Source organism: Corynebacterium crudilactis (assembly GCF_001643015.1).
In the GTDB taxonomy this organism is placed as follows: Bacteria; Actinomycetota; Actinomycetes; order Mycobacteriales; family Mycobacteriaceae; genus Corynebacterium; species Corynebacterium crudilactis.
In genome coordinates this window covers 338,062-351,009 of record NZ_CP015622.1, presented here as the reverse complement: position 1 = coordinate 351,009, position 12,948 = coordinate 338,062, and the positions used below count along the sequence as shown (strand labels likewise).

Here is a 12,948-nt window from a genome sequence, read left to right as displayed (position 1 = left end):
ACTAGAAAGTCAGTCCATGGCCATACTTATAAGCCACCCCTGCAGAATCTACGTAGACATAGGAATCATCCAAGAACTTGCCTGGGACATCACGTGGTGAGTCTGCGATTGCTTCTGTAGACGCTGGAACTGTCAATGGCAGCTTGCCCTTTGGTCCGCCATCTTGATTAGAAAGTGCCTTGAGCAAGAACTCTGGTTTGATTTCAAACGTGCCCACAATGGCTGCGGCACCTGGCTCGATTTCAGAGAGCACCCACGGGTTAGTGAAGTTGACCGCCAAGATGGTTGGCACGGCAGCTTCAATTGCTTGGACGCGTTCCACATCGACTCCGTTGGCGCGCGGATCCACAGAGAGGGCTACGCCATCAAGGTCATCTTCAAACAGCGCGATTTCTGGCCGCGCCCACACGATTGCTAAGTCTGCTTCTGCTTCGGAAGCCACCAAAGTAGCGCCTGGAAGTTCCGCACGGATGGCTTCTTCCAATTGGCTTTGTACCTGATCGATTTTGGTGCGACCAGTTACCAATGGGTAGATCTTCAGCTCCACGGAAGGATCTAGTGGCAACACATCTGGGTTGTTGCGCAACAAAGTGACGGAATCCAGCTGTGCCTTATTACCTAGTGCTGCTACTGCTGGAGCACCGATGATCTTTTCTGCATCGTCTTCCACGACATATGGGTTTTCAAACAGTCCGAGTTGGAAAATCTCTTCCAACAGGCGCTGCACAGGTTGATTCAGTTCTGCTTCTTCCAAATGGCCTTCGGCAACTGCTTCAAGCAAACGGCGAGGGTTGGCCATATCGGAGAAGATATCAGTACCTGCGCGGACAGCTGCAGCAAAACGTTCTGCTTCGGTGAGCTCTTCCACACCCCACATCATGGCGTCAATGACTCCGGAGTCGGAGTTGACGTAGCCACGGTGACCCATGGCGTCGCGAAGCAAATCCTGGATGAAGGTGCGGTTGTAGGCGAAGGCGACCTCTTCGAACTGGGTGGTCGGGTTTTGCCAGAGCTGCTGGTCAAGCTGCTTGGCCGAGTTGTTCATTGGCCGTGCATAGTAAGGCATGATCGAGGCGCAGCCAGCGTCGATAGCCGCTTGGAATGGTGGCAGATGGTATTTACCCAGCGCGTCTTCGGTGGGGTACTCGTTGGTCTGACCCCAGTGGAAGTGCGGATCGTGGCCGTCAAGGCGCACGCCGCCGCCTGGGAAGTGCTTGATGGTGGTGGCCACGGAATCCTTGGACAGCTCAGGTCCTTGCAGACCGCGCACAACCGCGCCAATGTAGTCAGAAATCAGCTCTGGATCTTCGCCGAAGGTGCCGTTGAAGCGGGACCAGCGTGGCTCGGAAGCCAGGTCAGCCATGTAACCGTAGAGCTTATGCACGCCACCTGCCCGCCATTCCTTGGCTGCTTCTGTGCCGAAGGTTTCCATCAGTTCTGGATCCTGCAGGGCGGCAAGGCCGAGCTCGCCAGGCCATTCAGAGAACACACCGGCGGACTCATTGACACCGAACTGCGCGACAAGTGCCACGTGATTGCGCGGGTTAGATGCGAACACCACTGGAATGCCCAAGCGGGAGTTTTCTGCGATTTCCTGCACCGCGTTGGTCCAGGTGGCAAGCTCGCGAGCAGGAAGGTTGTCACGCACCACCAAGTAGCGCTGATTACGCAGGCTAATGGCATTATCAGTGGAGGAAGTTACCAGCACTGGCTCGGCAAACGGGACACCGGTGATGGGATTTTCTTCGCGCCACACGTCGGCGGGGTTGAGCAAAGGCTCGCACTTATCAGCGTCCTTACCTTCGTGGTCTGGAAGCATCGGCGAATAGCCCGGGTGGTGTGAACCGATGACCATGAGGCCAGCTTTTTCTTCCACGCTCATGCGGCTCACAAGGTCAGCGGCGCGCTGCGCTGCGCTTAGGCGCCAATCTTCATAAGGTGCAAGTGCGCCGTCGCCGTCTAAATCTCGGAATTGCAGGCCGTCTTTTTCGATGAAACGGGAGAGACGGGTGCCAATTTGAGGCTGCTCTTTCGACATAATGGTAATCCCTTTCCTTGTTCACCTACCATCGTAGTCAATTTTCCCCGCCAAAAACATGTTATTTCTCATGCTTATTTTTGCCAGGCCTCCGGTACTGGCGCCACAAATTTCTGCTGCTTCCCCGCAGCTCTCGGCACGATCAGCTCCGCCGCATGCAAATGCATCGCCTTCGCCGACATTGCTTCACGGCCTCCATATTTACGGTCACCGACAATCGGATGGCCTGCATATTGCGCATGCGCACGAATTTGATGTTTGCGCCCCGTAGCCAGCTGCGCCTTCATCAATGTTGCGCCCTTCAGACGCTTGACCACCTCAAAGTATGTACGCGCACGCAATCCCTGCGGATGTGGCACAACAGTGGTTTCAGTGCGCTTCAACGGCATATCAACCTGGCGCAGATGCCCAGGCCAAGTCCCCTCAACCTTGAGCAAATATCCCCGAAAAATTTCCTCTTCGCGGTCCCGCAAAATCTCCTGCAACTCACGCAACACGGGCGGAGTTTTCGCAATCAACAACAACCCGGACGTATCCCGGTCTAAACGGTGCACCAATTCCAGATCACGTTCCTGTGGAAACTTCTGGCGCAGCGCCTCAATCACGCCACCGCCGTGCCCCGTTCCACCGTGCACAGGAATTCCCGCTGGCTTATTAACCACCAACAACTCATCGTCTTCAAAAAGCACACTGTCTGCAACAGCATTAAAAATACGCTTATCGACGACCGGTGGCGGCAAATCTGCCGGCAAATCCATCTGCCACATTCGAATACGATCTCCCTCTTGCAAACGGTAGCTCGGATCCACCTTCCGAGCATTGACCCGGATATCACCCTTGCGCATTTGCCGGAAAATCAACGAAGCGGGCACGCCCTTTAGCTGTGCCCGCAAAAACTTATCCAATCTCCGACCCGCATGCCCCGCGGAGACCTCTATAAAACTTTCTGCCATGGATATGGCACCATATCAGAGTTTCAAGCTTTCCCCATATGCCCTCAACCAGCGCTTTGTTTCTTTAGGACTCTTTAAACGAACCACTGCCAACGGCGCAAAGCGTTCCTCAAGTGTGGGTACAAGCTCCTTCAAGGAGTTTCTCGTCTTCCATCCCCACCGCAGAATATGGTCCGGGTTGTTAAAAATTGTCCATAACGGCTGCTCAACATTGCCATTCCAGAGCTTTTTCTTAGCCACACTTCTGGACACAGTCCTAGTTATTAACCTGAACATCTGCCGTGGCGTGGAATAGTCCAACCACACAATAGTATCCGCCCGGGCAGCAATCAGCGGACGCACTTTTCGATACTGCCATTCTGTTACCCACCGCTCGCCCCCAACAAAGGCCTGAACTTCCTCAAGGAAATCATCCCGCGGAGTCCAATCCCCTCCCCAATAAAGGCCATCCAATTCTGTTCGCGGGAAGCCTGCAAGCTCCGCAATCTTTTGGCCAAGCGTGGTTTTTCCAACGCCACTTACTCCAGCTATCGCAATGCGCTGCGGATGCCAATCAATGGAATCAGAGACAGTTTTTATCATGTGCGCCGTTTTCATATTTCAGGCCTTGGGGGCCAAAGTTCGAGATCACACCTTCGATATCTCGTGCTCAATTTCTTGTCCTCAATTTCACTCGGTTTTTGGACAAAAAGTGACTGCTCTCGAAGATGCGAAATTGTAGTTAAGAACTCGACAACGTGATCTCGAACTTAACGGGGGTAGTAGGCAATATTTCGCAAAAGAATAGTTCCTCCCCTATAGAGAAAGCAATCTCACCAGCACCCCACATCAGGGGAAAAGATATGACCTTAAAAGGGTTTACACATGTAAAGCAAATAGTATAGAGTCGCTCTCATATCGCCAGAAAAGTAATTCAGAACACATGCTTGGAGAAAGAATGCAGACAGGAAGACTCGCCGGAAAAATCGCTCTGATCACTGGAGCAGGCTCCGGAATGGGCAATGCCACCGCTCATGCCATGGCACAAGAAGGTGCAACTGTATATGCCACAGATATCTCGATTGAGAAGCTCGACGCAGAATACGCAGATACCAATATCACAGCCCTTCAGCTCGATATTTCTGATTCCGCAGCAGTCAAGGAAGTCTTTGCGCAGGTTGCCGCAGACCACGGCAAGCTCGACATTTTGGTTAATGCTGCTGGTGTCGCAATGCCTACCCGCGAGTCCACCCAACGAGTAGATGCCATCAACCACGCCATGGTTGAAGCAATGCAAAAGGGTGAAGTTTATAACCCAGAGTTCTTCGGCGGCATCACCGATGATGAATTTGATCGCGCCATGCGCATCAATCTCTACGGCACCTTCTACATGATCCGTGAGGCTATTCCACTGCTCAAAGCAGCAGGCGGCGGAGCAATCACCAACTTCGCATCCATCGCAGGCCTCGTGGCACTCCCCATGCCCGCGTATTACCCAGCGTCAAAGGCCGCGGTTGTCGGCATGACACGCGCCGCCGCAGGTGAGCTTGCACCATTTAATATTCGCGTCAATGCGCTGGCACCAGCAGGAATCAACACCGCCATGCTCAAGGGTTCTGGCGAAGACCACGCCAATGCACTGCTCATGATGCAGCCACTCAAGCGATTTGCAGAACCAGAAGAAATCGCTCAGACGCTGATCTTCCTCTCCTCTAATGATGGCGCCCACTACACCGGTCAGATTCTCTCGCCTTCCGGCGGAGCGTACCTCGCTTAAGCAACCACCACTTCAACACACGTTAAGGATAAGAAAATGGCATTTGATAAGCAGCAACTCAAGCGCGTCGAGGATGAAATCCAGCGCGATATCGACCGCGGCTTCAATGATGGTGTCAACATCATCGTTGCCCAAGGTGGCGAGATCGCACTTCAGGGCACCTATGGTTTCGCAGAGCGCGCCACCGGCCGCGAATCCAAGCGCGACGATGTCTACCGCATTCTTTCCCTGTCTAAGGGTTTCACAAACGGTGTCATCTACCGCGCACTAAGCGAAGGCAAGCTGGCGCTATCTACTCGCGTCATCGATATCATCCCAGAGTTCATGGGCACCGATCCTTTCCACATGATGCGCAAGGATCAGATCAACCTCTGGAACCTGCTCACCCACACCTCCGGTATGCCGTCCACTCCAAACCCAGGACTTGGACCAGATGGTTTCGGAAACCTCTCCAACGTTATTGCAGCTTTGGGTGCTGTCGATGCTGTGCACGATCCTGGCACTCAGGTTAATTACGCACCATCTATCAACCACGCACTCATGGGTGAAATGGCTCGTCGTGTCTACGGCTACGACCACTTCCGCGACCTCACCAATGACCTCATCTTTGAGCCACTCGGCATGACCGACACCGCCTTTGGTCTCCCTGCAGAACGCGAAGACCGCGTCGTTCCGCTCAAGGTTTATGTCGATCCAGAAGGCTTCCTGTCCGCAGATGATATTGAGTGCCTCAACGATGTCATCGCCGGCGAAAATGAAATGCCATGGGTCGGCGCAACCACCACCATCGACGATACCTTCAAGTGGGTAGAACTCCTGCGTCGCAAGGGTGAGCTCAACGGCGAGCAGCTCATCGGCAAGTCCATCATTGAAGAAGCCGCACGCATTCAGACCGGCGACATGATGAATGACCTCTACACCGTGGTCAACCAGGGTCGCGGCTGGCCTGCACCAAAGGGCAATATCGGGCTCGGCGTTGTCGTCTCCGGCGAAGGCCACGCACCAAATATGTTCGGCCCATTCGTGAACCCTGCAGCCTTTGGCAACAACGGTGCAGGTTCCACCCTCTACTGGGTTGATCCAGTCAATGACGTCACCTTCACTTTCCTATCCTCCGGCGTGCTCGACGAAGCAGACAACGTCGAACGTTTCCAGCGCATTTCCACCATGGTCGCCGCAGCGATTGTGTAACAAGGAGCCTCACACACCATGACCATGACCACCGGCAAATGCCCCGTCGCCCATAATTTCGATGCGATGGCCGATGATTACTACATCGACCCAGCAAAGTACCTGCAGCGTTTCAGTGAAGAAACTCCCACGTTCTTCTACCCACACATGAACGCGTGGATCGTCACCAAATATGACGATGCTGTTGATGTGCTCTCTGATTGGCAGCGTTTTTCTTCCAAGGCATCTGCCATTAGTGTTCCTGAGGAATACCAGAGCGAGATCTCCAGTGAACTGATGTCGCGCGTTATTCTCGGTTCTGATCCAGATGGGCACACCGTTGCTCGTGGTGTGGCGCAGCTTGGTTTCCTGCAGGCCGATATGGAAGCTCTGCGCCCGGAGATTGAATCCCGCGCGCACCGCATCATCGACACCTTTGAAGCTCAGGGCTCCGGCAACCTGCTGGAAGATTACTGCCTAGAGCTGACCACCCAAACTATTCTTGCGCACTTTGGTCTTGGCTACGAAGAAAAAGAATTCGTGCAGAACCTCCGTGATGATTTCTTCATGGTGCTCTCCTCTGCGCATGAGCCTTTTGAAGAACCACTGCGCTCCCAGGTGTGGACTCGCTACACCGAAGGCAATCTGCGCTTGCGTGAAATTATTGAATCACGTCGCAATTCCGAAGACCGCGACATCATCTCCATGATGGCGAAGCAAAAGAACGACGCTGGCGAATATATTCTCAGCGCTGAGCAAATTGCCGTGCACATCACCGAGTTCGCGGCTGCCGGCACGGACACCACCGCGCAAGCGATGGCGAATGCGATTCTATTCCTGCAGGCAAATCCAGAAGCCAAAAATGATGCACTTCTAGAGCCTGAGCTGTGGCCACGAGTCTTCGAAGAAACTATCCGCCGCCGCAATTCTTCCACATTCACCGCGCGTCAGGCTACTAAAGATGTCATGATCGGGGACGTGGAAATCAAGGCCAATGACCGCGTACTCGTTGCTTTGACCGGTGCGAACACCGATCCAAGCCACACCCCAAATCCTTTTGATTTCGATATCCACCGCCCAGACTCAGAAGACCACTTAGGCTTTTCGACGGGCCGACACAAGTGCCTCGGCAATCCCCTAGCCCGAGTACAGGGTCCGACTGGCCTGAAGGTGTTGTACGAGAGGTTGCCGTCGATAAGCGTTGACGACCCGGAAGCCGTGGACTTCATTAAATTTGCCCTGCTGCCTGCGCGCCGCTCGCTTGAGGTGCATTGGGATATCGCAGATATCGAGCGCTCTAAGCAGCAACAGGTGCGTACGCTGAACCTCAGCATCGCCGAGCGCCGCGAAGAATCTGACGGCGTTATTTCACTGCGTCTGGTCCACCCTGATGGCGGCCAGCTGCCGCAGTGGAAGCCTGGCGCCCACATTGATCTGCATCTGCCGCTCGAGGATGCAGACGGCAACCCCACCGTGCGCCAGTACTCGCTATCCGGCGATCCACACGATCGCAGCAGCTACCGCGTTGCAATTCTGCGCGAAGTAGCTGGTCGCGGAGGTTCTGAAGCCGCACACGACAGCGTGCACACCGGCGATAGCATTACAGTGTCCTGGCCACGCAATAACTTCCGCTTCACCGCATCACAGAACTACACGTTCATCGCGGGTGGCATCGGAATCACACCAATTCTGCCGATGATCAAAGAAGCCGAAGAAAAGGGCGCCAACTGGAACCTGACCTACGGTGGGCGCAGCCTGGATACAATGGCATTCCGCGAAGAACTTGCAGCTTATGGCGAACGAGTGGAACTGATCCCCGCAGATCAAAAGGGCAATATCGATCTGAACTCACTGCTTGGTGAGCCAACAGAAAACACCCTGATTTACTGCTGTGGCCCAGAAGGCCTCCTCACCGCCGTGGAATCTGGAGCTAGCCACTGGGAGAAAAACTCCCTACGCCTAGAACGCTTCGCACCAAAGGAAATCACTCGCGATTACGAGGATGAAGCCTTCGAAGTCGAATTCACCGAATCCGGAAAAACCCTCACCGTGAGCGCCGATGAATCCATCCTCGACGCTGCCGCCAAGGCTGGTTTAACCGTTATTTCTTCCTGCAAAACTGGCACCTGCGGCACCTGTGAAACCCCCGTGGTCTCCGGCGAAGTAGACCACCGAGATTCCATCCTCACAGAAGCAGAGCAAGAGGCAAACACCACTGCCATGATCTGCGTCTCCCGCGCTGCCCAAGGCTGCCCGAAGCTAGTTCTCTCCCGCTAATTCGGCAGCTTCCGAGACTGGCCCAAGCAGTGTCATCCACTGCTTGACCAGTCCACGCAGCACCCCATCCTCATTTTCGTCATGACCTCGGCCGTAAAGGAAATAAAAATTACGGTCGAGGCTCATCACCAGCGCCGTAAACTCCTGTGCATTCGCAGGATCAAGCGCCACCCCAGGAAATTCCAAACTCAATTTCCGCAGCGTTTCCAACCACTGCGCTGCGATATCCGCATCACTAGTCATCGCCTTTTCAATGGCAGCGAACTCCACCCCATAGCGATTCCACAAACTTTTCATTTCCATCAGAAATTCATAAGTGGATTCCTCGGTATGCACCTTGCGCGCAAACAAAGGCTCAAACGGCCGATGGATTTCCGGCTGAATCTGCATCAAACGACCCAGAATAATCTGCGGTTTATTAGCAAAATACTGATATACAGTCACCCGACTAAACCCAGCACGTTGAGCAATCTGACTAATAGTTGTCGCTTCGAACCCAAGCTCAGCAAAAAGCTCAAACCCTGCATCAATGATGCTCTGGCGCGTAATCGCAGACTGTTCCTGACGCGTCGCCACTTCAACTCCTTAGTCATTATTGAAAAAACTTTAAGCATCCAATAATTGATATACGGCTGGCGTAATGCCCAGAGCCCACATAATCTACACGTCCCCGCATAGTACTGTCGGTACTCCCAAAATAGGAAACTTTTACCCTGGAATATTCATGGTGTGTGGTCGGTGTGTACTGAGTGTGTACCAAAATGAGCTAAGGTCACTCCCCTTTTCCTGGAGAGTGACCTTGAGCTGGGACTTTATTGGAGCCGCTTTGGGGAATCGAACCCCAGACCTTCTCATTACGAGTGAGACGCTCTACCGACTGAGCTAAAGCGGCACGGTATCTATACCGATTGGACACTTTACCCGATGAGATATTGAGTTCAATAATTCGGGGCGGTTAGGACACTTTATAGGCCTTGCGCAGGCGTCCTACCAGCGCATCCATCGCCACGATGGGGCGCACATTGAAGCCAAAAGATTCTCGACATTTAGAGATTGCATCAAGACAAGAAAGTAATCCTTCTTGAGTCACTTTGGTTGCCAACTCTTGAGACAGACCTTCCATATCTGGATGAGTAAGGCCCACTGGAGCTTGTGACGCCAGAATCAAGGCATCGCGGTAAATGCCAGCAAGATCTACCAGGGCAAGATCAAGACTGTCGCGGAGGAAACGGGTGCGACGGAGCTTGTGTTGATCTTCCAAAGCTTTGAAATCACCAGCGCCTCCCCTCACAGCTTTGTGGACGCCTTTTCCTTTGGCACCCATGCCGAGTGAAATTTTGAGGGATTCCAGCTCTGCTTCTTCTTTATCCTTATTGCTATCTTTGGCTTCGGTTTCCACCATCTTGACTAGGGTGTTGACAGCTCGGAATGCCGTATCGCCGTGGAAAATCAGCTCAGACAAGTTCAGGATGCTCGATCGCCTGCGTTGCGCTGCATTGTTATGGGCTAAGTGTCGCGCCCGCCCAATATGACCTCCAGAGGCTGCTGATGCCAGCTCTGCATCCGCTTGGCTGACATTGCCTTCAGCAACCAGGATGCGTGCTACTTCAGCGTTAGTGGGAGTCGGGATATAGAGGTGCCTGCACCGAGAACGCAACGTAATCGCAATATCCCGGGGATCTGTGGTGGGAGCACACAAAATCATCACGGTACTTTCGGTCGGCTCCTCTACCGTTTTCAGCAAGGCATTCGCTGCCTGCATGGTTAAACGGTCGGCATTTTCGAAAATAACAATGCGCCAGTTACCTGACACTGGGCTCACTGCTGCGGCTTTAATGACCTTTCGAGCAGCTTCCACACCAATGGATAGTTGCTGCGGAACGATGTGTTCAATATCTGGATGGCTTCCACCCATGGCAGCACGACAATCTTCACATTGACCGCAACCCACGACATCTGGATTCGAGCACACAAGAGTGGCAGCAAAAACCTTTGCGGCAACAGAACGACCCGACCCCGGAGGGCCAGTAAAAAGCCACGACTGAGCAAAACCAGAGTTGTGGATCATTTCGGGATTATCATTGGCTGCCCGTGCACGGGCACGCTCAGTGGTTCGGGCGTGGACAAGGACACGCGCGCTGGAGGCCGCGTCGAAAAGCGTTCTAGCCACTATTTTGGAGCCGGCGAGACTGTCAAACACACTCGAATTAGTCACGATCTCTACACTACTTCCTTGCTACTTCCTCGCGATGTCGCACTGGCACGTTAGAGTATTGGCATGAGTCGATTGCTGAAAGCACTGAAATGGCTGTGGGGTACCTCGTGGCCACTGTATGCTGCGACGGTACTTGGCACGAATGTCTTTGGCGCACTGGCAATTATGCTGTTTGTGCGCTTCCTCATTCCGCAGCCAGATGCATCCAATTTCAATGCCGAGATCTCCTATCTACCTGCGGTAGGTTTCGCCTACCTTGCCTTTGCCATCGTGGCTGGCATAGTGGTGACATTTTTGATGTTCCGCCCGGTACTTGATTGGCAACGACATCCAGAAGACCATGACCGGAATATGGTGCGCAATTTGGTCATGCGCATCCCCATCTACCAGGCGATTCTGTGCGCGGTGGTATGGCTCATTGGTATTGCGATCGCCACAGGAATCGCAGCAAGTGTATCGACAAGCCTGGCGTTGGTGATCGCTGCGTCCACGCTGATGGCCTGCGCTATCGTCGTGCTGCTCACATACTTGGAAGCAGAACGTCTTGTGCGTCCCGTCGCGGCTTCTGCACTGGCTCGCCGTTTTGAAGATTCCACCCTAGAACCACCAGTAAGCCAACGTCTGCGCGTGACATGGCTGCTAACTCTAGGCATTCCAGTATTCGGAATTTTGCTGCTCATTTTCGGCCATACTCAAGGCGTATTCGGCGGAGACGCCTCGAAGATTTTGCCCGCAATCGCAGCACTGGCCATTGCTTCGCTGCTCACCGGATACCTAGGAAACAGGCTCGTGGTGTCTTCTGTGGTGGATCCCATCCGTGAACTCCAAGAAGCCATCAACAGCGTGCGCCGCGGCGAACACGATGTCCAGGTCGATATTTATGACGGCTCCGAAATCGGCGTTCTCCAAGCTGGTTTCAATGAAATGATGCGTGGTCTGCGTGAACGCCAACGTGTGCGTGACCTCTTCGGCCGCTATGTGGGCACAGAAGTGGCACGCCGTGCTCTAGAAGAACGTCCAACTTTGGGCGGCGAAGACCGCAAGGTAGCTGTCCTTTTCGTCGACGTCATTGGTTCCACCACTTTTGCGGTCAACCACACCCCAGAAGAAGTCGTGGAAGCACTCAATGAGTTCTTTGAACACGTTGTAGAAGTTGTACACCGCAACAAGGGCGTTATCAATAAATTCCAGGGCGATGCTGCATTAGCAATCTTCGGCGCTCCCCTACCTCTTTCCGATGCCACCGGACATGCCCTGGCAGCTGCTCGTGAACTGCGCTCAGAACTGAAAGATCTTCAACTTAAAGCAGGAATCGGTGTCGCCACTGGCCATGTCGTGGCAGGACACATCGGCGGGCATGCTCGATTTGAATATACCGTTATTGGCGATGCAGTAAACCAGGCAGCCCGACTAACTGAAATCGCCAAAACCACTCCTGGCCGCACCGTCACCAATGCAGCCACCCTGCGTGAAGCCAATGAAGCAGAACAAGCTCGCTGGACTCTCATGAAATCCGTAGAGCTACGCGGACGCGGTCAAATGACTCAGATCGCGCGCCCAATCCGCCCTACTTTGGCGGACCGTTCTTAGCTTTTTGGTGTTATAAAAATCCCCTCGCTGTGTTCGGCGAGGGGATTTTTTAATGCAACAGACTAGGTGAATTCTACAAACCGGACACAGAGACCAAAAGGAACCCGACATCTGACTTCTTGGTCACCTGGGTTGGTTCGACTCTCTGAAACCAGACTGGGTGACCAAAGATCAAAATTCTGACTAAGTTTTGGTCGCCTGGGCTGTTTAGCCACCCTGTTTGGCCTAAAAGAAAAGCTCTACTTGCTAAACAATCCGTCTACTAAAAGCAGCTGCGCAATCGTATAAGTTCCCATGACCATGCCATCGGCGCATTGTGCAGCAGGCGTGCCCTCTGAAAGGAACATTTCACGGGCAAATAGGACTGCGTCAGAGATCAGGAACAAGTTTCCTCCGTGTCCAAGACCAAAGCTTGCTGGGACTGAAGAATCGTGCAGGTGGGGATCATCCGCAAGCAATGATGTCGTGGCAAGCAGGCCACCATAGCTCAGCACCATGGGTACTAGTTTGGGTTCGCGAAGTGCGGCGAATCCGGCTGCGGCAGCTAGAGGGACAGCTCGAATGGTGGTGCGCAGCGTGCTTGGTCGTGCACCTTTAGCCAGCAATAACGTGATGTATGCAGCGTGATTGATGGCGAAACCGGCAGCACCTTGGGGCAAAGAGTTGGGTTTCATCAACACCAGATCTCCTGCCCAGCCGCCGCCAAGTCCAGCGATGCCGAGGGCTTTTTCACCTGGTGTGTGGGAAGAACGCAGTACTCTGCCTGCTAAAAGTGGCATGAGTACTGGTTTGCTTAGCTTCTTCGCTCGCGCAACTCCGAGTAGGCTTGCGCCAATGTTGATGCTGGCAGCTGCTACAAAAGCAGCTCGCTCGGGTTCAGAGGCAGACTTGGCTACGGCTTTCACCAAGGCAGTTGCGCCCTGGCGTGTCTTGGTCACGAACCCGTTCA

10 protein-coding genes and 1 tRNA gene are annotated in these 12,948 nt (G+C 53.6%); 4 read left to right on the top strand and 7 right to left on the bottom strand.

What is annotated here, in order from left to right; genetic code table 11:
* Window position 1 precedes the first annotated feature (1 nt).
* From ccrud_RS01650 to ccrud_RS01640, 3 genes are all read right to left on the bottom strand, one after another.
* A complete protein-coding gene (locus tag ccrud_RS01650; RefSeq protein ID WP_066563960.1) occupies window positions 2-2,038 on the bottom strand; it encodes a glycoside hydrolase family 3 protein in 2,037 nt (678 codons plus the stop codon).
* A gap of 74 nt (window positions 2,039-2,112) precedes the next feature.
* Window positions 2,113-2,991 carry an RluA family pseudouridine synthase gene (locus ccrud_RS01645; RefSeq protein WP_066563958.1) on the bottom strand — a complete coding sequence of 293 codons (879 nt, stop codon included), beginning with the start codon at window positions 2,989-2,991 and terminating at the stop codon, window positions 2,113-2,115.
* Window positions 2,992-3,006: 15 nt separating this feature from the next.
* Window positions 3,007-3,573 (bottom strand): P-loop NTPase family protein, encoded by a 567-nt coding sequence (locus ccrud_RS01640; protein WP_245670335.1) that lies wholly within the window; start codon window positions 3,571-3,573, stop codon window positions 3,007-3,009.
* 355 nt (window positions 3,574-3,928) lie between these two features.
* Here ccrud_RS01640 and ccrud_RS01635 point away from each other — a divergent pair, with 355 nt between their 5' ends.
* From ccrud_RS01635 to ccrud_RS01625, 3 genes are read left to right on the top strand one after another with little or no spacing between them, the layout of a single operon-like run.
* Window positions 3,929-4,747 (top strand): SDR family NAD(P)-dependent oxidoreductase, encoded by an 819-nt coding sequence (locus ccrud_RS01635; protein ID WP_066563954.1) that lies wholly within the window; start codon window positions 3,929-3,931, stop codon window positions 4,745-4,747.
* A gap of 36 nt (window positions 4,748-4,783) precedes the next feature.
* Entirely contained in the window at window positions 4,784-5,938 is a 1,155-nt protein-coding gene (locus ccrud_RS01630) for a serine hydrolase domain-containing protein (RefSeq protein ID WP_066563951.1), read from the top strand.
* 18 nt (window positions 5,939-5,956) lie between these two features.
* Complete coding sequence (locus ccrud_RS01625; RefSeq protein ID WP_066563949.1) at window positions 5,957-8,194, top strand: cytochrome P450; 2,238 nt, start codon at window positions 5,957-5,959, stop codon at window positions 8,192-8,194.
* Here ccrud_RS01625 and ccrud_RS01620 read toward each other — a convergent pair.
* The 3 genes from ccrud_RS01620 to ccrud_RS01610 form a co-directional block, all read right to left on the bottom strand.
* Window positions 8,177-8,770 (bottom strand): TetR/AcrR family transcriptional regulator, encoded by a 594-nt coding sequence (locus ccrud_RS01620; RefSeq protein ID WP_066563947.1) that lies wholly within the window; start codon window positions 8,768-8,770, stop codon window positions 8,177-8,179. The genes ccrud_RS01625 and ccrud_RS01620 overlap by 18 nt on opposite strands.
* Window positions 8,771-9,010: 240 nt before the next feature.
* Window positions 9,011-9,086: transfer RNA gene (locus ccrud_RS01615), tRNA-Thr, on the bottom strand.
* Window positions 9,087-9,149: 63 nt separating this feature from the next.
* A complete protein-coding gene (locus tag ccrud_RS01610; RefSeq protein ID WP_066563945.1) occupies window positions 9,150-10,409 on the bottom strand; it encodes a DNA polymerase III subunit delta' in 1,260 nt (419 codons plus the stop codon).
* 63 nt (window positions 10,410-10,472) lie between these two features.
* On the opposite strand from ccrud_RS01610, the gene ccrud_RS01605 reads away from it, so the two are divergent.
* Complete coding sequence (locus ccrud_RS01605; RefSeq protein ID WP_066563943.1) at window positions 10,473-11,999, top strand: class III adenylate cyclase; 1,527 nt, start codon at window positions 10,473-10,475, stop codon at window positions 11,997-11,999.
* 239 nt (window positions 12,000-12,238) lie between these two features.
* Here ccrud_RS01605 and ccrud_RS01600 read toward each other — a convergent pair whose 3' ends face one another.
* Window positions 12,239-12,937 carry a lysoplasmalogenase gene (locus ccrud_RS01600; RefSeq protein WP_245670333.1) on the bottom strand — a complete coding sequence of 233 codons (699 nt, stop codon included), beginning with the start codon at window positions 12,935-12,937 and terminating at the stop codon, window positions 12,239-12,241.
* Window positions 12,938-12,948 lie beyond the last annotated feature (11 nt).